The organism is Allobosea sp. OK403 (assembly GCF_900113835.1).
Taxonomy (GTDB): domain Bacteria; phylum Pseudomonadota; class Alphaproteobacteria; order Rhizobiales; family Beijerinckiaceae; genus Allobosea.
The window spans coordinates 103,585-128,244 of sequence record NZ_FOQV01000007.1 but is presented as its reverse complement, the minus strand read 5'-3'; the positions used below and the strand labels follow the sequence as shown (position 1 = coordinate 128,244).

The 24,660-nt window shown below is 66.3% G+C and carries 19 protein-coding genes; 7 read left to right on the top strand and 12 right to left on the bottom strand.

What is annotated here, in order from left to right:
• Nucleotides 1-6 precede the first annotated feature (6 nt).
• The 3 genes from BMZ97_RS21455 (at nt 7) to BMZ97_RS21445 (ending at nt 3,364) form a co-directional block, all read left to right on the top strand.
• Complete coding sequence (locus BMZ97_RS21455; RefSeq protein ID WP_092174406.1) at nt 7-687, top strand: RraA family protein; 681 nt, start codon at nt 7-9, stop codon at nt 685-687.
• A gap of 84 nt (nt 688-771) precedes the next feature.
• On the top strand, nt 772-2,373 hold the full coding sequence (gene ggt / locus BMZ97_RS21450) for a gamma-glutamyltransferase (protein WP_092174737.1): 1,602 nt from the start codon (nt 772-774) through the stop codon (nt 2,371-2,373).
• Nucleotides 2,374-2,398: 25 nt separating this feature from the next.
• The gene (locus BMZ97_RS21445) at nt 2,399-3,364 is read left to right on the top strand and encodes a 2-hydroxyacid dehydrogenase (protein ID WP_092174403.1); all 966 of its coding nucleotides are present in this window, start codon (nt 2,399-2,401) and stop codon (nt 3,362-3,364) included.
• Between the two features lie 153 nt (nt 3,365-3,517).
• On the opposite strand, the gene BMZ97_RS21440 is transcribed toward BMZ97_RS21445, so the two are convergent.
• The 3 genes from BMZ97_RS21440 to BMZ97_RS21430 all read right to left on the bottom strand — a co-directional run bounded on the left by BMZ97_RS21440 (nt 3,518) and on the right by BMZ97_RS21430 (nt 8,896).
• Nucleotides 3,518-6,700 carry an efflux RND transporter permease subunit gene (locus BMZ97_RS21440; protein WP_092174401.1) on the bottom strand — a complete coding sequence of 1,061 codons (3,183 nt, stop codon included), beginning with the start codon at nt 6,698-6,700 and terminating at the stop codon, nt 3,518-3,520.
• Nucleotides 6,701-6,801: 101 nt separating this feature from the next.
• Complete coding sequence (locus BMZ97_RS21435) at nt 6,802-8,007, bottom strand: efflux RND transporter periplasmic adaptor subunit (protein WP_092174398.1); 1,206 nt, start codon at nt 8,005-8,007, stop codon at nt 6,802-6,804.
• Between the two features lie 52 nt (nt 8,008-8,059).
• A complete protein-coding gene (locus tag BMZ97_RS21430; RefSeq protein WP_092174395.1) occupies nt 8,060-8,896 on the bottom strand; it encodes an alpha/beta hydrolase in 837 nt (278 codons plus the stop codon).
• A 137-nt stretch (nt 8,897-9,033) separates the two neighbouring features.
• On the opposite strand from BMZ97_RS21430, the gene BMZ97_RS21425 reads away from it, so the two are divergent.
• On the top strand, nt 9,034-9,984 hold the full coding sequence (locus BMZ97_RS21425; protein WP_092174392.1) for a LysR family transcriptional regulator: 951 nt from the start codon (nt 9,034-9,036) through the stop codon (nt 9,982-9,984).
• A 131-nt stretch (nt 9,985-10,115) separates the two neighbouring features.
• Here BMZ97_RS21425 and BMZ97_RS21420 read toward each other — a convergent pair whose 3' ends face one another.
• The 4 genes from BMZ97_RS21420 to BMZ97_RS21405 all read right to left on the bottom strand — a co-directional run bounded on the left by BMZ97_RS21420 (nt 10,116) and on the right by BMZ97_RS21405 (nt 13,413).
• On the bottom strand, nt 10,116-10,808 hold the full coding sequence (locus BMZ97_RS21420; RefSeq protein WP_092174390.1) for an SDR family NAD(P)-dependent oxidoreductase: 693 nt from the start codon (nt 10,806-10,808) through the stop codon (nt 10,116-10,118).
• A 30-nt stretch (nt 10,809-10,838) separates the two neighbouring features.
• Complete coding sequence (locus BMZ97_RS21415; RefSeq protein WP_092174387.1) at nt 10,839-12,155, bottom strand: MFS transporter; 1,317 nt, start codon at nt 12,153-12,155, stop codon at nt 10,839-10,841.
• 45 nt (nt 12,156-12,200) lie between these two features.
• Nucleotides 12,201-12,551: a MarR family winged helix-turn-helix transcriptional regulator gene (locus BMZ97_RS21410; protein WP_244546529.1), complete on the bottom strand. Its 351-nt coding sequence runs from the start codon at nt 12,549-12,551 to the stop codon at nt 12,201-12,203.
• Between the two features lie 127 nt (nt 12,552-12,678).
• On the bottom strand, nt 12,679-13,413 hold the full coding sequence (locus BMZ97_RS21405) for a metallophosphoesterase family protein (protein WP_092174385.1): 735 nt from the start codon (nt 13,411-13,413) through the stop codon (nt 12,679-12,681).
• Nucleotides 13,414-13,561: 148 nt separating this feature from the next.
• Here BMZ97_RS21405 and BMZ97_RS21400 point away from each other — a divergent pair, with 148 nt between their 5' ends.
• The 3 genes from BMZ97_RS21400 to BMZ97_RS21390 all read left to right on the top strand — a co-directional run bounded on the left by BMZ97_RS21400 (nt 13,562) and on the right by BMZ97_RS21390 (nt 18,601).
• Nucleotides 13,562-14,464 (top strand): LysR family transcriptional regulator, encoded by a 903-nt coding sequence (locus tag BMZ97_RS21400; RefSeq protein WP_092174382.1) that lies wholly within the window; start codon nt 13,562-13,564, stop codon nt 14,462-14,464.
• Between the two features lie 100 nt (nt 14,465-14,564).
• Entirely contained in the window at nt 14,565-16,616 is a 2,052-nt protein-coding gene (locus BMZ97_RS21395; RefSeq protein WP_092174379.1) for a hydantoinase/oxoprolinase family protein, read from the top strand.
• A gap of 2 nt (nt 16,617-16,618) precedes the next feature.
• Nucleotides 16,619-18,601 carry a hydantoinase B/oxoprolinase family protein gene (locus BMZ97_RS21390; protein ID WP_092174376.1) on the top strand — a complete coding sequence of 661 codons (1,983 nt, stop codon included), beginning with the start codon at nt 16,619-16,621 and terminating at the stop codon, nt 18,599-18,601.
• Between the two features lie 302 nt (nt 18,602-18,903).
• Here the strand turns inward: BMZ97_RS21390 and BMZ97_RS21380 are convergent, their stop codons facing one another.
• From BMZ97_RS21380 to BMZ97_RS21360, 5 genes are read right to left on the bottom strand one after another with little or no spacing between them, the layout of a single operon-like run.
• Nucleotides 18,904-20,007 carry an NAD(P)/FAD-dependent oxidoreductase gene (locus tag BMZ97_RS21380; protein WP_092174370.1) on the bottom strand — a complete coding sequence of 368 codons (1,104 nt, stop codon included), beginning with the start codon at nt 20,005-20,007 and terminating at the stop codon, nt 18,904-18,906.
• Nucleotides 20,008-20,036: 29 nt separating this feature from the next.
• Nucleotides 20,037-20,780: an MOSC domain-containing protein gene (locus tag BMZ97_RS21375; protein WP_092174367.1), complete on the bottom strand. Its 744-nt coding sequence runs from the start codon at nt 20,778-20,780 to the stop codon at nt 20,037-20,039.
• Nucleotides 20,777-21,676 carry an ABC transporter permease gene (locus tag BMZ97_RS21370; protein WP_092174364.1) on the bottom strand — a complete coding sequence of 300 codons (900 nt, stop codon included), beginning with the start codon at nt 21,674-21,676 and terminating at the stop codon, nt 20,777-20,779. Before BMZ97_RS21370 ends, BMZ97_RS21375 begins: the two co-directional genes overlap by 4 nt.
• Nucleotides 21,676-22,629 carry an ABC transporter permease gene (locus BMZ97_RS21365; RefSeq protein ID WP_092174361.1) on the bottom strand — a complete coding sequence of 318 codons (954 nt, stop codon included), beginning with the start codon at nt 22,627-22,629 and terminating at the stop codon, nt 21,676-21,678. The genes BMZ97_RS21370 and BMZ97_RS21365 overlap by 1 nt, the downstream gene beginning before the upstream one ends.
• A gap of 33 nt (nt 22,630-22,662) precedes the next feature.
• Nucleotides 22,663-24,351, bottom strand: coding sequence for a peptide ABC transporter substrate-binding protein (locus BMZ97_RS21360; protein ID WP_092174359.1), 1,689 nt, complete (start codon nt 24,349-24,351; stop codon nt 22,663-22,665).
• Nucleotides 24,352-24,660: the final 309 nt, after the last annotated feature.

The following is a 24,660-nucleotide window of genomic DNA, read 5'->3' as shown; positions in this document are numbered from 1 at the left end:
AACATCATGCCCGATTACCGCATCGCCCCCATGCCCGAGCAGCTGCCGGCCGCGCTCGTCGAGAAGCTCCAGAAGGTCGAAACCGCGACCATCGGCCATTCCCAGCATTGGGGCTTCATGGATCGCGGCATCCAGCCGTTGCTGCGCGGCAAGCGCATCGCCGGCGCCGCCGTGACGCTCGCCATCCCCGGCCAGGATTCAACGCTGCTGCACCACACGCTCGGCCTGCTGCGGCCCGGCGACATCCTCGTCGTTGACCGGCTCGGCGACGACAAGCATGCCTGCTGGGGCGGCGGCGTCACGGTCGCGGCCAAGGCCGCAGGCGCGATCGGCGGCATCGTCGACGGGCCCTGCACCGACCTGACCGAGATCGAGGACAGCGATTTCCCGATGTGGTGCCGGGGCATGTCGCCGATCACGACACGGCTCTACAATCTCGGCGGCACGCTGAACCTGCCGATCTCCTGCGGCAATGTTCCGGTCAAGGCCGGCGACGTCATCCTGGCCGATGAATCGGGCGTGCTGGTGCTGCCGCGCGGCGAGGCCGAGGCGATCGCCGACGCCGCGCTTGCCCGGCAAGAGCGCGGCGAGCGCAGCCAGGACCGCGTCAAGGCCGGCGAAAAGCTCGGCGATCTCTCCGGCGCGACCAAGATGGTGCTCGACGCCATCGCCGCGGCGAAGGGCTGAGGCGACACCGTGACCTCCTCTCCTCCCGTTCCGCGCGTCGCGACCTTCGCCTGCGAGAAGAAGCCCGCCACCGGCTCGCGCGGCATGGTGGTGACGAACCATCCGCTGGCCTCGGCAGCTGGCTCGCAGATGCTGCTGGCCGGCGGCAATGCCATCGATGCCGCCGTCGCCTCGCTCTTCGCGCTCACCGTCGTCGAACCGATGATGGTCGGCATCCTCGGCGGCGGCGTCGCGCATATCCGCATGGCCGATGGCCGCCATGTCGTGCTCGACGGTCTCTCGACCGCGCCGCTCAAGGCGAGCGCCGAGATGTATGACTGTCTCTCCGACGAGGTCGGCCGGCAGCGCGACGTGCGCGACCGGCTCAACGTCGTCGGGCCGAAGGCGGTCGCGGTTCCCGGCGCGCTCGCCGGCTGGTGCGAGGCCCTGGCGCGCTTCGGCACGCTCTCGCTCGAGGAGGTGCTGCAGCCGGCGATCGCACTGGCCGAACGCGGCTTCGTCACGACGCCCTATCTCTCCAACTGCATCAGCGACAACGTCGCCGACCTCGCGCGCGATCCTGGTCTTTCGGCGCTGCTGCTGGTGGGAGACAAGGCGATAGAGCCCGGCACGCGGCTGGTTCAGGCCGACTACGCCAAGAGTCTGCGCCTGATCGCCAAGCAGGGACCGGCTGCGCTCTATGACGGTCCGCTCGGCAAGGCGCTGACCGATTTCATGGCGGCGAATGGCGGCCTGATCGAGCAGGCGGACCTTGCCGCCTACAAGGTCGCGACGCGCGAGCCGGTGCGCGGCTCCTATCGCGACTACGAGATCGTCGGCCCGCCGCCGCCCTCCTCCTCGGGCGTGCATATCGTGCAGATGCTCAACATCCTCGAGGGCTACGACATCGGCTCGCTCGGCTTCGGCTCGGCGGATGCAGTCCACCTGCTGGCGGAAGCTTTGAAAATCGCCTTCGCCGACCGGGCCGTGGCCACCGCCGACCCCGCCTTCATCAAGGTCCCGGTCGAGCGCCTGATCGACAAGGCCTATGCCAGCGAGCGGCGTGCGCTGATCGCGATGGACAAGGCCAAGAGCTGGAGCGCGGGGCTCTCGGGCGGCGAATCCGCCGACACGACCCATGTCACGGTCGCCGATGCCCAGGGCAATGTCGTCACCTCGACCCAGACGATCAATGGCCTCTTCGGCGCCTGCACGCAGATTCCCGGCACTGGGATGCTGACCAACAACTATATGTTCAACTTCGACCCGCATCCCGGCCGCGCCCTCTCGATCGCGCCCGGCAAGCGCGTCTTCACCTCGATGGCGCCGATGATGGCGCTGCGCGACGGCAAGCTCGCCTTCGCACTCGGCCTGCCCGGCGCGCTGCGCATCTTCCCCTCGGCGCTGCAGGCGATCGTCAACCTGATCGACCACGGCATGAGCCTGCAGGAGGCGGTCGAGGCGCCGCGCGTCTGGACCGAGGGCGGCGCGCTGGAACTGGAGGCCGCGATCCCCGACAGCGTCGCCGACGAGCTCACGGCGCGCGGCCACAGGATCGTCCGCATGCCGCGCATCGCCGGTGGCATGAACGCCATCTCCTTCAACCCCGACGGCACGCTGACGGGCGCCGCCTGCTGGCGCGCCGACGGCACCCCCGTCGCGATCTCCGGCGGGCTCGCTCGCGCCGGCGTGCGCTTCACCATCTGACCCATCTGCGACCGGATCCCTGACCATGCCCGAAACCATCGTTCTGCTCGATATGACCTCTCCCGACCGCGCCACGAAGCTGCGCGCCCTCCTGCCGCCCGGTTTTGTGCTGACCCACGGCACGGCGCGCGGCGACGAGCACATGAAGGAGATCATCGCCGAGGCCGACTACGCCATCTCCGGCCAGGTCGGTGTTTCCGCCGATGTGCTGCGCGCGGCGAAGAAGCTGAAGCTGCTGCATAAATGGGGCGTCGGCGTCGATAATATCGACGTCGCCGCGGCGAAGGAGCTTGGCATCAAGGTCGCCCGCACCACCGGCAGCAATGCCGTTCCGGTCGCCGAATTCACGCTCGGACTGATGCTCTCGGCGCTGCGCTATATCGGCTATGGCCATGCCGAGCTGAAGAAGGGGCATTGGGCCACCGGACATCTGCCGGGCGAGACCTTCATGCTCTCGGGCAAGACGGTCGGCATCGTCGGCTTTGGCGCCATCGGCAAGAATGTCGCCAAGCTGCTCAAGGGTTTCGGCTGCACCATCCTCTATTCCAAGCGCCAGCCGCTCAGCGCCGCTGAGGAAGCCGCACTCGGCGTGAAGCACGCCACGATGGCCGAGCTTCTGGCCCAGTCCGACGTCGTCTCGCTGCATTGCCCGCTGACGCCGGAGACCACCAATCTGATCGACAAGGCTGCCTTGGCTGCGATGAAGAAGACCGCCGTGCTGATCAATGTCGCGCGCGGTGGCGTCGTCAACGAGGCCGACCTGGTGGTGGCGCTGCGCGCCAAGGACATCGCCGGCGCGGCGATGGATGTCTACTCGGTCGAGCCGCTGCCGGCCGAGAGCGAATTGCTGACGCTCGACAACATCGTCGTGACGCCGCATCTCGCCGCCATGGCCGCCGATAATTTCGCGCCGACGGTGACGCGGATGTTCGCCAATATGGCCCATGTCTCGCGCGGCGAGCCGGTGCCGCCGCTCGATCTCGTCGTCTGAACGAAAAATCGCCGGAGCGGGAAACGCTCCGGCGATTGTGTCTTTCAAGAGCGTTTTCGAGCGAAGTGGACACCGGTTCGCGTGAAGAAAACGCGTTAAAACAAAGCGCTAGGGCGGTTTCCGATCCAGTTTGATCGGAGACCGCTCGAGACTTTAGGCTGCTTCGGCCAGCCTCTGGGCCGGCGGGTGGTCGACCTGCTTCAGCGGCTTATTGCCGGTCAACTTGCGCATCAGCACGTAGAACACCGGCGTCAGGAAGATGCCGAAGGCGGTGACGCCGATCATGCCGGCGAAGACCGCGACGCCCATGGCGTGGCGCATCTCGGCTCCGGCGCCGGTCGACGTCACCAGCGGCACCACGCCCATGATGAAGGCAAGCGAGGTCATCAGGATCGGCCGCAGACGCAGGCGGCTCGCCTCGATCGAGGCCTGGACCGGCGTCCTGCCCTCGAACTCCAGTTCGCGAGCGAATTCGACGATCAGGATCGCGTTCTTGGCGGATAGTCCAACCAGAACGACGAGGCCGATCTGGGTGAAGACGTTGTTGTCGCCGCCCGTGTACCAGACGCCGGTCATCGCCGCGAGCAGGCCCATCGGGATGATCATGATGATCGCGATCGGCAGGGTCAGGCTCTCATACTGAGCCGCCAGCACCAGGAAGACGAGCAGGATCGCCAGCGGGAAGACGAGCATGGCGGAGTTGCCCGCCAGGATCTCCTGATAGGTCAGCTCGGTCCATTCGAAGGCGAAGCCCTTGGGCAGCGTCTCCTTGGCGATGCGCTCGGCGGCGGCCTGGGCCTGCCCCGAGGAATAGCCCGGGGCGGCGCCGGCATTGATGTCGGCGCTGAGGAAGCCATTATAGCGCATGGCGCGTTCCGGCCCGGTGTCGTTGTGCACGTTCAGCACGGCGTTGAGCGGCACCATCTCACCCGATTTCGAGCGGACCTTCAGCTTGCCGATATCCTCGGCATAGGCGCGGAAGGGCGCATCGGCCTGGACGCGCACGGTGTAGGTGCGGCCGAACTTGTTGAAGTCGTTCACATAGGACGAGCCGAGATAGATCTGCAGCGTCTCGAAGACATCGGTCACGGCAACGCCGAGCTGGCGCGCCTTGGTGCGGTCGATATCGGCGAAGAGCTGCGGGACGTTGACCTGGAAGCTCGAGAACATGCCCGCGAGTTCAGGCGCCGTCACGGCCTTGGCCATGAAGGCCTTGGTCGCCTCGTCCAACGCCTTGTAGCCGAGGCCGGCACGATCCTCGATCTGCAGCTTGAAGCCGCCGATGGTGCCGAGCCCCTGGACGGGCGGCGGCGGGAACATGGCGATGAACGCCTCCTTGATGCCGGCGAACTCCTTGTTGAGCTGCATGGCGATGGCGGCGCCATTGAGATCGGGCGTCTTGCGCTGATCGAACGACTTCAGCCCGACGAAGACGATGCCGGCATTCGAGGAGTTGGTGAAGCCGTTGATCGAGAGGCCGGGAAAGGAGATCGCGTTCTCGACGCCGGGATGCTTCAGGGCGATCTCGTCCATGCGGCGGATGACGTCCTCCGTGCGGTCGAGCGTCGCGGCGTCAGGCAGCTGCGCGAAGCCGACGAGGTACTGCTTGTCCTGGCCGGGCACGAAGCCGCCAGGGATGGTGCGGAACAGGCCGACGGTCAGCGCGACCAGGCCGATATAGACCACCATCATCACTGTCTTGCGGCCGAGAATGCGCTTCACGCCGCCGCCATAGGCCTGCGAGGAGCGGTTGAAGAAGCGGTTGAAGCCGCGGAAGAACCAGCCGAAGACGCCGTCCATGACGCGGGTCAGCAGGTCCTTGGGCGCATGGTGCGAGCGCAAGAGCAGCGCGGCGAGCGCCGGCGACAATGTCAGCGAATTCACCGCCGAGATCACCGTCGAGATTGCGATGGTGAGCGCGAACTGGCGGTAGAACTGGCCGGTCAGGCCGCTGATGAAGGCCAGCGGCACGAAGACCGCGACGAGCACCAGCGCGATCGCGATGATCGGGCCGGAGACCTCGCGCATCGCCTTGTAGGTCGCCTCGCGCGGCTCCAGGCCTCCCTCGATGTTGCGCTCGACATTCTCGACCACGACGATGGCGTCGTCGACGACGATGCCGATCGCCAGCACCAGGCCGAAGAGGCTGAGCGCATTGATCGAGAAGCCGAAGAGATACATCACCGCGAAGGTGCCGATGACCGAGATCGGCACGGCGACGAGCGGGATGATCGAGGCCCGCCAGGTCTGCAGGAAGACGATGACGACGAGCACGACGAGCGCGATCGCCTCCAGCAGCGTATGGACGACGGCCTCGATCGAGGCCCGGACGAACTGGGTGGTGTCGTAGACGATCGAGTAGTCCACGCCCTCCGGCATGTTCTGCTTGATCTCCTGCATCACCTCCCGGACATGGTCGGCAATGGCGATGGCGTTCGAGTTCGGGGCCTGGAAGATCGGCACTGCGACGGCCGATTTGCCGTTGAGCAGCGAGCGCAGCGCGTATTCGGCCGCACCGAGTTCAATGCGTGCGACGTCGCGCAAGCGCGTCACTGCGCCCGACGCGCTGGTCTTGATGATGATGTCGCCGAACTCCTCCTCGCTCTGGAGGCGGCCCTGCGCATTGACCGAAAGCTGCAGGTCGAGCCCGGGCGCGTTCGGCGAGGAGCCGATGACGCCGGCGGCGGCCTGGACGTTCTGGGCGCGGATCTCGTTGACGACGTCGCTCGGCGAAAGGCCGTGCTCGGCCATCCTCTGCGGATCGAGCCAGACGCGCAGCGAATAATCGCCCGAGCCGAAGAGCTGGACCTGGCCGACGCCGTCGATGCGCGCCAGCCGGTCCTTGACGTTGAGGACGGCGTAGTTGCGCAGATAGGTCATGTCGTAGCGGCCGTTCGGCGAGGTGATGTGGACCACCATCGTCAGGTCAGGCGAGCTCTTGATCGTGGTCACGCCGAGGCGGCGGACCTCTTCCGGCAACCGCGGCTCGGCCTGGCTGACGCGGTTCTGGACGAGCTGCTGGGCCTTGTCGGGGTCGGTGCCAAGCTTGAAGGTGACGTTCAGCGTCATCACGCCGTCGGTCGTCGCCTGGCTCGACATGTAGAGCATGCCTTCGACGCCGTTGATCTGCTCCTCGATCGGCGTGGCCACCGTCTCGGCGATGACCCGCGGGTTGGCGCCTGGATATTGCGCGCGCACCACGATGGTCGGCGGCACGACCTCGGGATATTCCGAGATCGGCAGGACCCGCAGGGAGAGCAGGCCTGCGACGAGGATCAGCACAGAGAGGACGCCGGCGAAGATCGGCCGGTCGATGAAGAATTTGGACAGGTTCATGGCACGCCCCCCTTTGGAGCGGATGTCTTTGAGACGAAACGCGTCGTCGTCCCGGGCGACCGAAGGGAGACCCGGGACGACGTGGCGTGTGTGGTCGCGGTCTAACGTTGGGCGAGTTCGGTCTTGGCCGCGCGCAGTTCGGACTTTTCGGCCATCGGCACGGATTCGGGCGCGACGGTCGCTCCCGGCCGGATGCGCTGCAGGCCGTTGACGATAATCCGCTCGCCGGCCTTCAGGCCGCTGGTGACGATGCGCAGCCCGTCATTCGACGCGCCGAGAGTGACCTCGCGCCAGGCGGCCTTGCTGTCGGCGCCGACGACGAAGACGAACTTCTTGTTCTGGTCGGTGCCGACGGCGCGCTCATTGATGACCAGCGCCGGCTCGGAACGGGCCTGCCCCATCTGGACCCGGACGAACTGGCCCGGCATCAGCTTGCCGCCGGGATTGTCGAGCACGGCGCGCACGCGCACCGTGCCGCTGGCGGCGTCGATGCCGTTATCGACGAAGCGCAGCTTGCCGGTGAAGCTCGCGCCTTCGCTGGTCGCGGTCGTGAGCCTGACCGGGATCTGCTCGAGCGAGCGATTGCCCTCCGGCAGCGAGGCGAGAGCGTCGAGCACCGTCTTCTCGTCGGCATTGAAGGCCGCATAGATCGGATCGACCGAGAGCAGCGTCGTCATCAGCGGCGCGCTTGCACCCGCCGCGACGAGGTTGCCGATGGTGACATCGAGCCGGCCGATGCGCCCGCTGATCGGCGCACGGATCTGGGTGTAGTCGAGGTTGAGCCGCGCGGTCTGCTGGGCGGCCTGGGCGGCGCGCAGATTGGCCTGCGCCTCGCGCAGCGCATTGAAGCGCGTGTCGAGATCCTTCTGCGAGACGTTGCGGCTCGCCATCAATTGCTGGCCGCGCTCATTCTCGCCGGCAGCCAGCGCGACGCGGGCCTCTGCCGCCAGCACCTGCGCCTGCGTCCGCTCGAATTCGGCGAGATAAGGCGCCTGGTCGATGCTGATCAGCAGGTCGCCCTGCTTGACGAGGCTGCCCTCGCGGAAATGCACGGCCTCGATCACGCCGGAGACGCGCGAACGCACCTCGACGCGCTCGATCGCCTCCAGCCGGCCGGAGAACTCGGCCCAGGTGACGAGATCGCGCTGCTCCACGGTCGCGACCGAAACCGGTGTCGCCGGTGGGGCGGCAGGCGGGGTGTCGCCCTGCGCGTGATTGGCGGTGGCGTTGACGATGATGACGGCCGCGAGCGAAACGCTGGCGGCAAGGCCACCCAAAAGGCGACGACGGTTCGTTCCCTGAATCATGGGTCCATTCCTTCCAAGAGATAAAAATTGAGAATTGCGGCCGGCAGCGCGCCTAGGGTGGCGCGGTCAGGGCATAGAATTCAGTGACATGGTTGCATGCCAGACAGAGGCAGGAGCCTTCCTGGGGAGCGCCGGCATAGGCATCCGGCCATTGCGTCGGGCCAGTCTGCACATGGTGGCGGACCGTCACACCCGCTTCCTGCAACCGCGCTGCATAATGCGCGGCTTCATCCCGCAGCGGATCGTCCTGCGACGAGATCAGGAGCGCCGGCGCCAGGCCCGCCAGCCGCGAGGCGTTGAGCGGGGCGGCATAGGGATGGGCCGCCTTGTCCGGCGTGCCGAGATAATCGGCCCAGCCATCAGCCCAGCGGCAACCAACCGGACCGGCCTCGGCCGCCCGCAACGAGTAGGTGCCGAGGCAGGCATCGAGCATCGGCGAGAACAGGATCTGGCCGGCCAGCTCCGGGCCGCGGCGGTCGCGCGCCATCAGGGCAAGCGCAGCGGCAAGGTTGCCGCCGGCCTCCTCACCCGCCACATAGAGCGGCGCATGTTTCGAGGCCCAGCGGGCACGGCCCTTGGCGAGCGTCTGGAGCGCGGCATAGGCGGTCTCGAGCGCTTCGGGAAAGCGGTGGCCTGGAGCCAGCGGATAATCGATCGACATAACGACACCCCCGGCCTCGGCCAGCGCTGTCGCGACGGCCTCGCCTTCCGCCAGCGAACCGCTGCTGAAGGAACCGCCATGGAGATGCAGGACCAGCCCGGCCTCGGGCTCGATCTCGGCCGGGGCATAGAGCCTGGCAGCGAGCGAGCCCTGCGCAGCCGCAATCGTCTCCTGCCGCCAGAAGACGGCGCGCCGGGTACGAGGTTGCGGAAGGAGCGAGACGGACATGGGGTTGCCGATTGGGGTCGCCGATTGGTGTTGCAGTGCAGCGTGATTTAAGTGATGCTCGTGGAGCAATAAATGGCAAATCTGCTCATTCATTATTTCCACAGAGAAACAATGACTGAGCGGCCTGGGAGAATGGGATGGACCAGCTCAACGCCATGCGCGCCTTCGTCCGGGTCGTCGAAGCCGGCACCTTCACGCGCGCCGCCGATCTGCTCGATATGCCCAAGCCCACCGTGACGAAGCAGATCCAGCAGCTGGAGGCGCATCTGCGCGCCAAGCTGCTCAACCGCACGACCCGGCGCGTGACCGTGACGATGGACGGAGCCGCCTATTACGAGCGCGCCCTGCGCGTGCTGAGCGAAATCGACGAGCTCGATTCCAGCATGGCGCTGTCGCAGGCTCGGCCGAGCGGGCGGTTGCGCGTGGATTGCAGCACCTCGCTGGCGATGGCAGTGCTGATACCCGCACTGCCCGGCTTCCATGCGCGCTATCCGGAGATCCAGCTCGATCTCGGCCTGAGCGACCGCCCGGCAGACCTCGTCGCCGAAAATCTCGACTGCGCCATCCGTGCCGGCGAGATCCAGGATCAGAGCCTGATCGCACGACGCATCGGAGAGATGTACCTGATCACCTGCGCCGCGCCCGACTACATCGCCCGCCACGGCACGCCACGCCATCCCAGCGAGCTCGAAGCCGACCACTACATCGTCGGCTACCGCAGCGCCGGCACCAGCCGCACCGTGCCCTTCACCTATGTCGACGCCAAGGAGAGTATCGAGGTCCGGGGGCGCTATATCGTTTCGCTCAACGAAGGCGCCGGCTATGTCGCCTCGGCGGTGGCGGGGCTCGGCGTCATCCAGGCACCGAGCTTCATGGTGCAAGAGCATGTTACGGCTGGGCGGCTCGTGCCATTGCTCTCGAGCTGGTGCTCGGCACCGAAGCCCCTGCACATCGTCTATCCGCCGAACCGCCACCTCAGCAACAAGGTGCGCGTCTTCGTCGACTGGCTGGCCGAGCTTTTCGGCAAGAACGACCTGATCCAGCGCAAATCCAGCCTGCCGCATAGCGAGGCCCGCGCGGCAGGTTAGAGCGTTTTCCCGTTCGGCTCGACCGTCATTGCGAGCGCAGCGAAGCAATCCAGAAGGGCTCGCTCGACGGCTCCTGGATTGCTTCGCTGCGCTCGCAATGACGGAACGGGTCGCGGAAAAACGATCCGGCCTCAGAAGGTCTCGGCCCATGGCCTGAGATCGACCTCCATCGTCCAGGCGTTCCTCGGCTGGCGCAGCACATCGAGATAGCTCTGCGCGATGGCATCCGGGTCGAGTGTATTATCGGACGTATCCGGCCGCCTGGCGCTGCGCACGCCGCCATCGATGACGAAATGCGCGACATGGATGCCTTTCGGCCCAAGCTCGCGCGCTGCGCTCTGGGCAAGGCCGCGCAGCGCGAACTTGCCCATGGCGAAAGGAGCGGAGCGGGCAAAGCCCTTGATCCCGGCCGTGGCGCCGGTGAGCAGGATCGCCCCCCGCTCCCGCGGCAGCATCCGCCGCGCCGCCTGCTGCACGACCAGGAAGGCGCCCAGGGCATTGACCGACAGCGATTGCGCCACCGTCGCGGGGTCAAGCTCGGCAAGCGGCCCGCGCACGGCCATGCTGGCATTGTAGATCACGACATCGGGCTCACCGAGCCCGGCCTCGACCTCGTTGAAAAGCCGCGCAACGCCGGCTGGGTCCGAAGCGTCGGCCGCGAAGACCGAAGCGCCGGTCTGCGTCGCCAAAGGCGCAAGCTTCTCGACATTGCGCGCGGCCAGCGCGACCTGCACGCCATTGGCCGACAGCTTGCGGGCGAGCGAGGCGCTGATGCCGGGGCCGGCCCCGACGATCAGCGCGGTACGATAGGGGAGGCTCGTCATGGGCTGGCTCCTGCGACAGGTTTGATGACATCAGGCCGCGACGGGCTTCAGGCGCGGCATCGCCGTGCCCCGCAGCGTCACCACGAAGGCGGCAGCAAACAGGCAAAGCGCACCGGCGATGAAGAAGGCCGGCAGATAGCTCTGATAGACCGTCCGGCTGAAGCCGGCGCCATAGGCGGCGAAGGCCGCACCGATCTGGTGCCCGGCAAAAATCCAGCCGAAGACCAGATTGGACTTCTCGCCGAAGCGGTCGGCCGCGATCTTGATCGTCGGCGGCACGGTCGCGACCCAGTCCAACCCATAGAAGACGGCAAAGAGCGACAAACCGTAGAAGGAGAAATCGGTGAAGGGCAGATAGAGCAGCGAAAGCCCGCGCAGGCCGTAATACCAGAACAGCAGCCAGCGGCTGTCGAAGCGGTCCGAAAGCCAGCCAGAACCGACCGTGCCGATGAAATCGAAGATGCCGATCATCGCGAGCACGCCGGCCGCCGTCACCGCCGCCATGCCGTAGTCCCCGCATAGCGAGACGAAATGGGTCTGGACGAGACCATTGGTGCTGGCCCCGCAGACGAAGAAGGTGCCGAACAGAACCCAGAAGGTGTGCGTGCGCGAAGCGTCCCTGAGCGCCACCAGCGGCGACATCAGCATGGCGCCGAAACTCGTAGCCTGAGCCGGGGCCGGCACGATTGCGTCGGCGCCATAGGGGGCGAGCCCGATATCGGAGGGGCGATCGCGCATCAAGGCGAGCACGGCGACGACCGCGACGACCAGCATGGCCAGGACGAAGACGAGCGCGCTGCGCCAGCCGACCTGCTCGGTCAGGCTCGCGAGCAATGGCAGGAAGACGAGCTGGCCCGTCGCCGTGCTCGCCGTCAACAGGCCGAGCACGAGGCCCCGCCGATGCGAGAACCAGCGCGTCGCGACCGTCGCGCCGAGCACCATGGCGGTGAGCCCGGTGCCAAGCCCGACGACGATGCCCCAGAGCAGCACGAGGTGCCAAAGCTGCGTCATGAAGAAGGAGCCGAGGATGCCGCTGCCGATCAGCGTAAGCGCAACGCTCGCGACCCTGCGCAAGCCGAAGCGGTTCATGAAGGCTGCCGCAAATGGACCCATCAAACCAAACAGCATCAGGCGAACCGCCAGGGCCGAGGAGATGTCGGAGGTCGCCCAGCCGAATTCGCGCTGCAGCGGGGTAATCAACACGCCGGGAGCGCCAACCGCGCCGGCCGTCACCAACATGGTCAGAAAGGTCACGGCGGCGACGACCCAGCCATAATGGATTCCGCGTCGTGCCAGCAGCTTCGCGAGCGCCGAGGTCCGGGTCAAACTATCGGCGAAGGACGCCATGGCAGTCTCCTGTTGTGGGTATCTACCCGCAAATTGTCGAGAAAATCAGATCCGATTCAGGATCTCGCGTAAGTCCTGCGTGGCCTTGGCACCCATCCGCGCTTCGAGGGCCGCTTGCGCCGCCTCCCAAAGCGGCGCGGCCTCCTGCAGAACCCGACGCCCTGCCTCGGCCAGCGTCACCGTCGCCTCGCGCCGATCCTTGCCGCTGCCGAGCTTCACCAGATCCATCCGCTCGAGCACACGGACATTGCGCCCGATCGTCGAACGATCGAGCTCCATCCGCCGGCCGAGCTCGGTCAGGATGACGGGCTCCAGACGCGCGATCGAGCGCAGCAAGCTGAACTGGGCGATGTTGATGCCCAAGGGCGCCATCGCCTCGTCATAGAACGCCGCCATCCGCCGGGTGGCGGATCTTAGGACGGTGCAATAACAATCAACCTTCATGATGCGGGTATATGCCCCAATCATGGGGATGGCAAGCCCCGTCGGCATGTGGGGCCGGCGAATGACGTGGCCGAGCGCCTTAGCTCATCCAGCCCTTGAGCAGGGCCTGCGCCCATTCCTCGCGGCCATTCGCCCGTGCGCGGCGGGCGGCTGCGTCCCAGTCATAGGCAATCGCCTGGAACGCGACTTCGACCCTGTCACCCTCCACGGTCACAAGCGCGAAACGGGCATGGGGCGAGCCGCTTTCCGAGACATGGGCGGGCGCGTCGGGATCATCATAGGCCGGGCAGCCGACACTGCCGGGATTGACGATAGTGGCGCCGCCCCCCAGCCGCAGCAGACGCGGCAGATGGCTGTGGGCGCATAGGATCAGTCGCGAAGCGTTCCCCTCCAGCCTGCCCTCGACCTCCTCCAGGGATGCCGGCAGCAGGCGGCCCGCCACGACGCTCTCGAGCAGATAGGTGTTGTCGTCCTGCGGGCTGGCGTGGATGCACAATGCGCCCGCAACGGACAGGCTGAAGGGCAGCGCGACCAGCCAATCCCGCGCCTCCTGATCGAGCTGCGACCAGGCATAGGCGTCGGAGAGGCCAAGCCCTGCGGGGCTGGGCGCGCCGAGCACCCGGTCGTGATTGCCCCGAACATGGTGAAAACCGCTCTTGCGTAGCAGCGCGACGGACTCGGCCGGCCAGAGCGGGCTCGACGCGCAATCGCCGAGATTGACGACCGCATCGAGCTCCAGGCCGGCGAGCCGCTCCATCACCGCCTCCAGGGCCGGGAGGTTACCGTGAACATCCGCGATGACGCCAAGCCGCATGTCGGGATCAGCCTTTCCGTGTCGATGACCGCCCCGATTCGCCCTGGAGCCTTCGCAGGCTAATCACTCTTGGAGGCTCCCGCACGATCGATTCATCCAATCCCGGCGCAAGGCTCATGCTATAAGGCCCCATTATGGAATGAGGCGGATGCGCGCGCGGCAACTCGAAGTCTTTCGCATGGTGATGCGCTGCGGCACGCTGACCAGCGCGGCCGAGGCGCTCAACGTCTCGCAGCCAGCCTTGAGCCAGATCCTGCTGCACACCGAGGACGAGCTCGGCTTCAAGCTGTTCCTACGGGTCAAGGGCCGATTGATCCCGACGCCGGAGGCGGAAGAACTCTACCCGGAAGTCGACCGGCTCTTCAGCGATTTGGAAGGGCTGAGGCAGCGTGCCGGCGACCTGCGCCAGGGTAAATCCGGCGTGGTGCGGCTCGCAGCCTCCGCGCCGCCCTCGCTTGCGCTGGTGCCGGAAGCCTTGCGCCATTTCCGGGCGGCCCATGCCGATATCCGCATCCTGTCCTATGTCGTGCCGGCCGAGGTGATCGTAGCGATGCTGGATCGCGGCCAGGCCGGCCTCGGCATCGCGATGACCGATCAATCGTTCCCTCTGATCGACACGGAGATCATCGGCCACACCCGGATCGTCTGCGTCTTGCCCTCGGCCCACCCTCTCGCCTCCCGCGAGGCGATCGGCCCGGCCGATCTGCGTGGCGAGACACTCATCTCCTACCGCGCCGAATCCCTTCCCGGGCAGTTGCTGCGGGCCGCGCTGGGGCGCGAGGGCGTCAGCTTCCAGCCGGAGATGGAAATCGACGTCTCGATCATCGCGCTTGCCTTCGTGCAGCAGGGGCTGGGCATTGCGATCGTCGACGGGCTTTTGCCCTGGCACAGCTTTCCGGGACTGGTGACCCGCCCCTTCCGGCCGAATGTCGCCTTGCCGCTTTGCCTGCTGACGAGTTCGCGCCGGCCGCTTTCGCGCAACCACGAATTGCTGCGGGCCCATCTGCGCAGTGCCTGCAAAAGCCTCGGCCTCGAACGGCACGAACCCTGATTCCATAAGCCAGGCTTATCCGCCTGTCGCATTTTGCTCTTGGACGGGGCCGCCTCCTGGCCTCAGATTGCCAATTGCATTCTCGCGAGCGGGCGGATTCATGAGCTGGCGTATCGGCGTCGACATCGGCGGCACCTTCATCGATTTCTGCGCAATGGAGACCGGCACCAACCGGTTCGAGACCATCAAGGTCCTGACCACGCCGAACGAGCCCGGCAAGGAGCTGCTCGACGGCTTGAGCCTCCTGCAGGAGCGCCATGGCGTGGCGCCCGAGGAGGTCATCTCCTTCGTCCACGGCACCACGGTCGGCATCAACACCATCATTCAGCGCAAGGGCAGCCGGCTCGCTCTGATCACCACCGCCGGCTTCGAGGACGTGATCGAGCTCGCCCGGCTGCGCATGCCGGAGATGTATTCGCTGTTCTGCGCCAGGCCCGAGCAATTGATCCCGCGCGACCTGATCCATGGCGTCAGGCAGCGCCAGCTCGCCAATGGCGCGATCGCCGAGGAGCTCGACCGCGCGGCGCTGGCCGATGTCATCGCGACGATCCGTAGCAAGGGCGTGGACGGGGTCGTCATCTCCTTCCTGCACGCCTATCGCAATCCCGCTCATGAGGCGCAGGCCAAGGCGCTGATCGCGGAGCTTGCGCCGGAACTCTTCGTCTTCACCTCCAGCGAGGTCTGGCCGGTGATCCGCGAATATGAGCGCAGCACGACCGCGATCCTGAACGGCTATGTCCATCCGCGCGTCGCGGGCTATCTCGGCGCGCTCGAGGCAGCTCTCGCCTCGCGCGGCGTGCCCGCCGGGCCGATGCTGACCAAATCCAATGGCGGGCTGATGAATGCGCAGACCGGCAAGCGCGCCTGCGTCAACATGCTGCTCTCGGGCACGGCGTCGGGCGTCATCGGCGCGGCTTATCTCGCCGAGCAGGCCGGCATCGCCAATGTGCTGACGCTCGATATCGGCGGCACCAGCGCCGACCTCGCCTTGATCATCGACGGCAAGCCGCAATTCGGCACCGGCGAGACCGTCGGCGACTTCCCGCTCTTCGTGCCCAGCGTCTCCGTCACATCCATCGGTAGCGGCGGCGGCTCGATCGCCTGGGCCGACGCCTTCGGCGTGCTCAAGGTCGGGCCGGAAAGCGCCGGCTCGACGCCGGGCCCGGCCTGCTATGGCCGCGGCGGCACGCGCGCGACCGTCACCGACGCGATGGCCAGTTGCGGTTTCCTCGGCCATACGCCGATCGCTTATGACCAGATCGGCATGCGGCGCGACCGCGCCGAGGCCGTCATCGGCGAACTCGCCGGGCTCTTGGGCCTCGCCTCGCAAGCGACGGCGGAGGCGATCATTGCGGTCGCGGTCTCGGAGATGTTCGTCGAGGTCAACAAGCTCGTCGCGCGCTACGGCGTCGATCTGCGCGAATTCACGCTGATGCCGTTTGGCGGCGCCGGCCCGATGCTGGGCTGCTTCCTGGCACGAGAGCTCGGCATCCCGCATGTGATGGTGCCGCAACGACCGGGCGTGGTCAGCGCGCTCGGCGGCCTGATCGCCGATGTGAAGGGCGACTTCATCCAGACGATCTTCGCGCCCTCCGCGGCCGAATCCTTGCCGCGTCTCAGGGAAGCGCTTGCCCGGCTCAAGGCCGACGGCTCGATCTGGATCAGGGACGAGCAAGGCTTCACCGGCCAGGTCATCGAGACCCTCTCGGCCGATATGCGCTATCACGGCCAGTCCTTCGAGATCGAGGTGCCGCTCTGCGAGGCCTGGCTGGCGGAGGGCGACATCGCCGCGATCGACGCCGCCTTCCACCGCCAGCATCTGGCGATCTACGATTTCAACGACGAGGCCGGCGAGGTCCAGATCGTCAATCTGCGCCTCGTCGTCAGCGGCACGACCGAGCGGCCAGGTCTCACCGCCGTACCGGAGGCCGCACCCGGGACCGTCGCAGCTGAACGGATGATTCCGGTCTGGCTCGACGGGGCAAGCCAGGAGGTTGCGCTCTATCACCGCAACGCACTGCGCCATGGGCACCGCTTTTCCGGCCCCGCCATCGTGGCGCAGGACGACACCACCATCTGCATTCCCGCCGGCTTCGAGGCCCATGTCGATGGCTGGCTGAACCTTCACCTCACCTTGCGGACGGAGGCTTGAGCATGGTCGACAAGGTGACATTGCAGGTTCTGGCGAACCATTGTCGGGCCGCGGCCGAGAACATGGCCTACACGCTCTACCGCACGGCGCACTCGACCTTCGTCAAGGAGACCGAGGACTTCACCGTGATGGTGATGGACAAGACCGGCCGCGTCGTCGCCGTGCCGATGGATCTGGGCGCGACCTGGTATCCGGGCATGAACTACAACCGCGCCATCGACCTCGTTGACGAATACCGGCCGGGCGACATCGCCTTCACCAACGATCCCTATAGCGGCTATCTCGCGACGCACGCCCCCGACACGCATCTCTGGAAGCCGATCTTCCATGAGGGAGAGATCGTCTGTTTCGTCGGCGGCCATGTCCACAACACCGATATGGGCGGCGCGGTGCCCGCCAGCCTGTCGCGCTCGCTGACCGAGATCCACCAGGAGGGCATCCGTTTCCCGCCGATGACATTGATGCGCGATGGCGTCTTCGACGAGAAGGTGCTGCGCATCATGATGATGAATGTGCGCAAGCCCGACCTCAACATGGGCGACCTCAAGGCGCTGGCCGGCGCGCTCAACACTGGCGAGCGCAAGATCCAGGCGATGATCGCGAAATTCGGCGCCAAGGGCTTCATGGAGGGGCTCGACGGGCTGATGGACTATGCCGAGCACCAGGCCCGCGAGATCCTGCGCTCGATCCCCGATGGCGAGTACTTCTTCTCCGACTATGCCGATGAGGACAGCGTTGACGGCAATCCCTGCCGGCTCGCGCTGACGATGACGATCAAGGGTGATGAGGCGGTGCTCGATTTCACCGGCTCCGACCCGCAGCTCGGCTCCTCGCTCAATGTTCCCACCGGCAGCGACCCGCGCCACACCTTGTTGCTCGTGGGCGTCTATTACGTGCTCTACACGCTCAACCCACAGCTCCTGCTCAATTCCGGCCTGACGCGCCCCTTCACCTGCATCGCGCCCGAGGGCACGGTGCTGAACCCGTCCTTCCCGGCGGCGGTGGGCATGCGCAGCCTGACCTGCGGACGGGTGCGCAGCCTGATCTTCGGCGCCTTCAGCCTCGCCATCCCCGAGCGCATGCCGGCCGCGCCGGCGGGCTCGAGCTCGATCGTCAATGTGATGACGACCGACGAAAAGACGCATCGCAGCATCATCGCCGCGATCAATCCGGTGGTCGGCGGCGGCGGTGGCATGCCGCATCGCGATGGCCCCAACGGCTCGGGCGCCGACGCCGCCTATCTCAAGAACACGCCGATCGAGATCACCGAGACGGAGGTGCCGATCCAGTTCGTCCGCTATGGCCTGCTGCCCGATTCCGGTGGCGCCGGACGCTGGCGCGGCGGGCTTGCGACCGTGATGGAGTTTAAGGTCTTCGCGCCCAACACCCGCATCACCGCGCGCAACCGCGACCGCTCGATCTTCCGGCCCTGGGGCACGCTGGGCGGGCTTTCGGCCGAGCCCTCGAACTTCATCATCAACCCCGGCGCCGCCAATGAGCGCGTGCTCGGCAACACCGACATCGCCGTCACCGAGCCCGGCGACATCATCCATATCCATTCGCCGGGCGGCGGCGGCCGTGGGTCACCGCTGGAGCGCGAACCCGAGCGCGTGCTGCTCGACGTCGCACGCGGCTATGTCAGCGTGGCGGCGGCGAAAGACCGCTATGGCGTCGCGATCCGGGACGGAGCGGTCGATGCCGAGGCGACGGCGGCACTCAGGGCCGAGATGAAGCAGAACGCGCATGGCGGACATTTCCATTTCGGCCCGGAGCGAGACGCCTTCGAGCGCGTCTGGCACGACGGGAACTACGCGGCCCTGACTCGCCTGCTCGCGGCCCTGCCGGTGCATTGGCGCTTCTTCACCAAGACGAAGATCTTTGCGGCGATGCGCGAGGCCGGCTCGCAAGCCGACGTCACGAGCGCCTTCGGCAGCGTCCGGCGCGATTATCCGCAGGTGCCGGAGATCGCGCTCGCGGCGGAGTAGGCCCCGCCTCGATTGATCAATTGCGTGCCTTCACCCTGATGGGGCGGGCCGAAAACGTCAGCAACGATTTCGGTCCGTTGGAATTTTGTCCCGAAACGCGCCGTCATCCCGGGCGACTGCAAGGAGACCCGGGATCCATTCCGGAACCTCACTCGCAAGTGCTCCGGAATGGATCCCGGATCGGCGCGGCTTCGCCGCTTGTCCGGGATGACGGCGCGTTTTTCCCCAATTTTCAAGCTTTTGAAAACGGCGGCATCGTTATCGGCCAGCCTCTGAGGAGAGGGCCGCATTCCCGAGGCCGTTCAATACCCCGCCGCCCAATGGGCGAGATCGTTTGCGCTCTCTTCGCCCGCGAACATGCCCAGGATGCGCTCGCCGAGGAGCGGGCCGAATTTGAACATCTGGCCGTCGCAGTTGGTGACGACGAGGCCGCGCCCGGTCTGCGCAACCTCGAAGCGCCGCGTGGCGTCGAGCACGTAATAGCCAACCTGGATGCGCGTCGGCCTGTAAGCCTCGAAATCGCGAAGATAAGGCTTGAAAGCGCCGAGAATAGCACGGCTCTCGCTCTCCAGATCTGAGCCGAAGCCGTCCGTCTCGGGGCGCGCCAAGCGGCGATGCGCGGAATAGCCGATCTTGAGGCCGGCGCCGCGACGATCGGGCAGCGTATAGCCGGTGTGGTCGCCGATCGCCGCGATCGCCGGGGCGTCACGCCAGCTTTGCTCGTACTGTGCCGGCGGCTCGACATAGCAGAGCCCCTGCCGATAGACCGAGGCCTTGCCATAACGCTCCGGCAGCAGCTCCGGCAGCCAGGCCCCGGCCGCGACCAGAAGCAGATCGCCAGCGACCTCCGAGCCGTCGGCGCGGACAGCGATGCCTGCCTCCAGATCGACCCGCGCGACGCGGCAATCATGCTCGATGATCCCGCCATGGTCGCGCACCCATTGCGCCAGCTCGGTCACGATACGGCCGGCGAAGAGCGGCCCGCCGGGGAAGGAGACCACGCCCCAGGCATGAGCGGGCAAGCTCAGATGGGGACAGAGGGCCTCGACACCGTCGCGGGAGAGCACCTCATGGGGCAGCCCGACAGCTTTGAAAGTGTCGAGGGTCTTCTGCGCGTAGTCGCCGGCCTCCAACGAGATCGCGATCGCGCCTGTATTCTCGAAATGCACCGTACCAAGATCCGACCAGAGCCGGTCCCAGGCCAAAAAAGCCTCGGTGACCATGCGCGTGTAGCCAGCGGCCGAACCATAGGGATAGCGGATCATGCGGTGGTTATCGAAGGAGGCCGCCCGCGGGTTGGGCGCGGGCCCCTGCTCCAGGACAATGACCTCATGGCCACGCTTGAGGGCAGCGCGAGCAACCGACAGGCCAACGATGCCGGCCCCGATGATGACGATACGGCTCATGATTAGCTGCCCTTGGGAACGTGGCGCCTTCAGGCGCTGACAGGAGCAACCGTCACGGCATCACCGGGCTTGATCTCGCCGGGGACCAGGACGTCGCAGTAGATTCCGAAATTGCGGTTGTGACGCTTCACCACCGTGCGCAGCAGCTCGACATCGAGCGGGATGCCGTCCTGCGCGATGGTGATGAAGCCGCAGCGCCCACAGGGGATGCTTCCCTTCAGGACGACATCGCCGATGCGGATTTCGCGGCCGAGCCAGCCATTCTCCGGAATCGGCTCCTGATCGTCGGGCCAATCGACGACGATGTTGGGCCGGAAGCGGCGCTCGTCGACGATGCTTCCCGGCATCTCGCGCTCCAGGCTTCGCATCGCAGCGGTGCTCAGGAGATGGATCGGCGCATGCTCGTAGCGAGGCCGAAAGCCCTCCTGCCCGCGCCGGACGAACGGCTTCAGCTGCGCTGGGAAGCCGAAGAGTAAGGACAGCCTCTCGATGACCTCCGCATCATCCGGCTTTGCCCAGGAGGTGCCGTCAGCCGAGATAGCAGCGCCATCCAGAGCCGTCCAGCGGGCATAGCCGCGGGGAACTTCGATGAAATGCTTCTCGCGGCCGGGCGAGGCGATGCGCTCGCTGGACGCATCGACGACGCCCCAGAGCCGATCGCCGACGACGCCGGACGCGTCGAGCGGGGCGACCTCCAGCCGCTCGCCCGCCATCGAACTGACCGGATAGCGCCAAAGCGCCGCAATGCTGCCGCTCATGGCAGGTCGCGTCATGGCAAATCCAGGCGCGGATCGAGCGCATCGCGCAAGCCGTCGCCGACGAAGTTGAAGCTGGTGACGGCGAGCGTGATCGCGGCTCCCGGCAAGATCGCGAGCCAGGGCGCGCTGGTGAGGTAGCTCTGCGCGCCCTCCAGCATGTTGCCCCAGCTCGGCGTCGGCGGCTGGATGCCGTAGCCCAGGAAGGAGATGTAGCTTTCCGCCAGGATCGCATGGGCGACGTTCAGCGTCGCAGCCACGACGATCGGCGCGACCGCGTTCGGCAGCAATTCGCGAAACATGATGCGCGCATTGCTGGACCCCATCGAGACGGCGGCCACGGCAAAATCGCGCGTGCGCAGCGAGCGCATCTGGGCCTCGACGACGCGCGCCACCTCCATCCAGGAGGTCATCGCGATCAGCATCACGATCGAGGGAACCGAGGGTGAGATCAGCGCCGAGATGGCAAGCAGCAGGAAGATCGAGGGAAAGCACAGCATCGCGTCGACGAAGCGCATCAGCGTGGCGCCGATCACGCCTTCATAGAAGCCGGCAACCATGCCGACGCAGATGCCGATCGCCATGCTGATCACCATCGCGGAGAAGCCGACCGCGAGCGAGATGCGGCCCGCCATCAGCAGGCGCGCGAGGATGTCGCGCCCCAGTGGGTCGGTACCCAGCACATGCGGCCCGGAGAAGGGCGGCGCGAAGCGCTGGCGGATGTCGATGAAGGTGTCGTTATAGGGCAGCAGCATCGGCCCGATGATGCAGGCGAGCGTCATCACGACGATCGCCGTCGCGCCGAAGACCGCAAGCTTGTGGCGGCGGAAGCGGCGGAAGCCCGGGCTGTTCCAGAAGCTCGGCGGCGGGGCCAGCCTGGGCTCCGCGGTGCTGATCAGTTCGGAGTTGCTCATCAGCCGTTCCTCGCGATGCGGGGATCGGCAATGCCGTAGAGCAGATCCGCGATCAGGCTGCCGAGCAGGACGAGCACGGCGGTGAACATCAGGATGCCCATCACGACGGGATAGTCGCGATAGCTGATCGAATCGAGGAAGAGCCGGCCCATGCCCGGCCAGGTGAAGACGGTCTCCGTCACCAGCGCCCCGCTGAGCAGGGTCGGCACATGCAGGCCGGTGATGGTGATCATCGGCAGGAGCGCGTTGCGGAAGGCGTGGCGCAGCAGGACGCTGCGTTCGGGCAGCCCCTTGGCGCGGGCGGTGCGGATATAGTCCTGGTTGACCACCTCCAGCATCGACGAGCGCATATAGCGGCTCCAGACCGCGGTCGAGACCAGGGCCAGCACGATGCAGGGCCCGATCAGATGGTGGATCTGGTTGAGGAAGGAGCCGTCACCGATGGTGTAGCGATTGCCCGAAGGCAGCCAGCCGAGCCCGACCGAGAAGACGTAGATCACGACCAGGCCGAACCAGAAGGTCGGGATCGAGAGTGCGATCATCGCGCCGATCGTCGCCAGGCTGTCGAACAGCGAATAGCGCTTGATCGCGCCCAGAATACCGATCCAGGCGCCGAGCAGCATGGCGAGCAGCGTCGAGGTCAGCATCAATTCCAGTGTCGCCCCGATATGGGAGGCGATGATGTGGAGCACCGGCTGCTGGTCGCGATAGGACAGGCCCCAATCGCCACGCAGCATGCGCCAGAGCCATTCGAGATATTGCACCGGCAAGGGCCGGTTGAGGCCGAGCTGCTCGGCGATGCGGTCGAGATCGGCCTGGGTCATCTCGCCGCTCGCCGCGAATTGCGAGAGCGGCCCGCCCGGAGCCAGATGTAGGATGGCGAAGCCGATCATCGAGACGATGAGCAGCAGGACCAGCGCCTGCATCAGCCTTTGCACGAGGAACGTGCTCATGGTGCGTGGTTCCGGGCGGAGCGCGTCATGGTCTCAGCGCGCCCAGTACCAGACGCCCATGTTCCAGGTGTTCTGGCGGGCATTGATGTTGGGCTCGAAGCCAATGAGGCCTTCCTTGTAGCCCTCGATCGGAGCGTACTGGAAGATCGGCAGGATCGGCAGCTCCTCGCGGGCGACCTCCTGCAGCTTCCAGTAGATCTCCTTGCGCTTGGCCTGGTCGAAGGTCTCCTGGCCGGCCTTGAGCAGCTTGTCGACCTCGGCGTTCTGCCACTGCATCTGGTTGGCGCCGCTGCCGTTCTTGGCCGGGATCGCATCAGACGCGAAGCGCGAGGCCGGATCGGGATCGATCACGGTGCGGAAGGCGGTGCCGACCAGAAGCGACTGGAATTTCGAGCGGGTGTAGAAATCGCCCCAGATCACGGCCGCCGGCATGTTGTTGATCGTCATCTTGACGCCGACCTGCTGCCAGTCCTGCATCATCAATTGCTGGCACTGCTCGCGCAGCGCGGCACCAGTCGTGGTCGAGACCGCAAATTCGAGCGGCACACCGTTCTTCATGCGCACGCCCGAGCCCGAGCGCTTCCAGCCGGCCTCGTCGAGGATCTTGTTGGCCTTGGCGAGGTCGTATTGCTGCTTCGGCAGGTTCGGGTTGTAGGCCCAGGATTCCTGCGGCGCGAAGGATTCGGTCGGCTTGTGGGTGCCGTAGTAGATGATGTCGATGATCGCCTGCTTATTGATCGAGGCATAGAGCGCCTGGCGCACCGCCTTCTCGGCCAGGACCGGGTTCTCGAGGTTCGGCATCAGGATCTCGAGCGAGGCGTTCGGGATCATCACGACCTTGCGGCCCGGCAGCTTCTTGGCTTCCTCGTAGAAATTCGCGGGGATGCCGGTGCCGATGATCAGATCGACCTGGCCGGTGCGAAACTGGGCGTAGAGCGCGGTCTGGTCGGGCACGTATTTGAGGACGGCCTTCTCCAGATAGGGCCCCTTGCCGTGGTACTTCTCATTGGCGACCAGGGTGATGTTGTCGCCCGGCTGGCGCGTGCCCCATTTGAACGGGCCGGTGCCGACAGGCGCGCCGTTGAAGGGGGCCGTATTGGGATCGGCCGCCTTCTCCAGCAAATGCTTGGGCACGATATAGGTGTTGGAGAGCAGCGCGAGATAAGGCGCATAGGCCTTTTCCATGCGCCAGGCGATCTCCAGGGGCCCGGTGACCTTGATGTCCTTGACCAGGGCATGGCCGACGCGGGTACGGCTCTTGAAGCCCGGCGCATTGATCAGTTCGAGGGTGTATTTCACGTCCTCGGCGGTGAAGGGCGTGCCGTCATGCCAGGTGACGCCGGGACGCAGCTTGACCTTCCAGGCCAGACCGCCATCCGAGATGCCGCCATTCGCCTCGCTGGGGATCTCGACCGCGAGGTCGGGCATCAGATTGCCCTGCGGATCGGCCAGCCACATCGTGTTGAAGACCTGCATCCAGACGGTCTCGTCGACCTCGATGCCGGGCATCAGCGGGTTGAAGGCGGTCGGCTCCTGCGACAGGCCGACGACGACCTGTCCGGTCGGCTTGGCTGGCGGCGGCGGAGCGGCCTTGGTCTGGGCGCGGGCACTGAAGCCGGAGGCGGCGAGCAGGCCGCCCGCGCCGAGCGCGAGAACTTCGCGGCGATGCAAGGCAGGCATCGGGAAAGCCGATCTGCCCGTCTCGTTGGAATGCTTGGTCATCGAGAAACCCCTCTGTTCTTTGTTTTGCCGAAGGCGGGAGACAATCCGAACCGGCGCGACGCGCACCCCGGCCCGATCCAGATCAGTTCGACCGCTTGGCCACGCGCTCCCGCTTCGTCTGGCGGGTCGCTCATGGTTGGCCGATCTTTTGGTTGGCCGATCTTGCAACCTTCCCCCTAGGTTAGGCTTGCAGCGCCCTCATTCGGATACTGATCGCGGCCGCAGGCCGGATAGAATCTGCCGATTCGACCGCCATCGACGGCATAGGCTTCTGCGCCGGCTCGGCTTCTCACCGGAGCCTTTCCCGAC

Bases quoted from the DNA above. Each gene is read 5' to 3' on its own strand.
- BMZ97_RS21455 (WP_092174406.1), top strand. From the start codon at position 7: ATGCCCGATTACCGCATCGCCCCCATGCCCGAGCAGCTGCCGGCCGCG.
- ggt (WP_092174737.1), top strand. From the start codon at position 772: ATGGTGGTGACGAACCATCCGCTGGCCTCGGCAGCTGGCTCGCAGATG.
- BMZ97_RS21445 (WP_092174403.1), top strand. From the start codon at position 2,399: ATGCCCGAAACCATCGTTCTGCTCGATATGACCTCTCCCGACCGCGCC.
- BMZ97_RS21440 (WP_092174401.1), bottom strand. From the start codon at position 6,700: ATGAACCTGTCCAAATTCTTCATCGACCGGCCGATCTTCGCCGGCGTC.
- BMZ97_RS21435 (WP_092174398.1), bottom strand. From the start codon at position 8,007: ATGATTCAGGGAACGAACCGTCGTCGCCTTTTGGGTGGCCTTGCCGCC.
- BMZ97_RS21430 (WP_092174395.1), bottom strand. From the start codon at position 8,896: ATGTCCGTCTCGCTCCTTCCGCAACCTCGTACCCGGCGCGCCGTCTTC.
- BMZ97_RS21425 (WP_092174392.1), top strand. From the start codon at position 9,034: ATGGACCAGCTCAACGCCATGCGCGCCTTCGTCCGGGTCGTCGAAGCC.
- BMZ97_RS21420 (WP_092174390.1), bottom strand. From the start codon at position 10,808: ATGACGAGCCTCCCCTATCGTACCGCGCTGATCGTCGGGGCCGGCCCC.
- BMZ97_RS21415 (WP_092174387.1), bottom strand. From the start codon at position 12,155: ATGGCGTCCTTCGCCGATAGTTTGACCCGGACCTCGGCGCTCGCGAAG.
- BMZ97_RS21410 (WP_244546529.1), bottom strand. From the start codon at position 12,551: ATGGCGGCGTTCTATGACGAGGCGATGGCGCCCTTGGGCATCAACATC.
- BMZ97_RS21405 (WP_092174385.1), bottom strand. From the start codon at position 13,413: ATGCGGCTTGGCGTCATCGCGGATGTTCACGGTAACCTCCCGGCCCTG.
- BMZ97_RS21400 (WP_092174382.1), top strand. From the start codon at position 13,562: ATGCGCGCGCGGCAACTCGAAGTCTTTCGCATGGTGATGCGCTGCGGC.
- BMZ97_RS21395 (WP_092174379.1), top strand. From the start codon at position 14,565: ATGAGCTGGCGTATCGGCGTCGACATCGGCGGCACCTTCATCGATTTC.
- BMZ97_RS21390 (WP_092174376.1), top strand. From the start codon at position 16,619: ATGGTCGACAAGGTGACATTGCAGGTTCTGGCGAACCATTGTCGGGCC.
- BMZ97_RS21380 (WP_092174370.1), bottom strand. From the start codon at position 20,007: ATGAGCCGTATCGTCATCATCGGGGCCGGCATCGTTGGCCTGTCGGTT.
- BMZ97_RS21375 (WP_092174367.1), bottom strand. From the start codon at position 20,780: ATGACGCGACCTGCCATGAGCGGCAGCATTGCGGCGCTTTGGCGCTAT.
- BMZ97_RS21370 (WP_092174364.1), bottom strand. From the start codon at position 21,676: ATGAGCAACTCCGAACTGATCAGCACCGCGGAGCCCAGGCTGGCCCCG.
- BMZ97_RS21365 (WP_092174361.1), bottom strand. From the start codon at position 22,629: ATGAGCACGTTCCTCGTGCAAAGGCTGATGCAGGCGCTGGTCCTGCTG.
- BMZ97_RS21360 (WP_092174359.1), bottom strand. From the start codon at position 24,351: ATGACCAAGCATTCCAACGAGACGGGCAGATCGGCTTTCCCGATGCCT.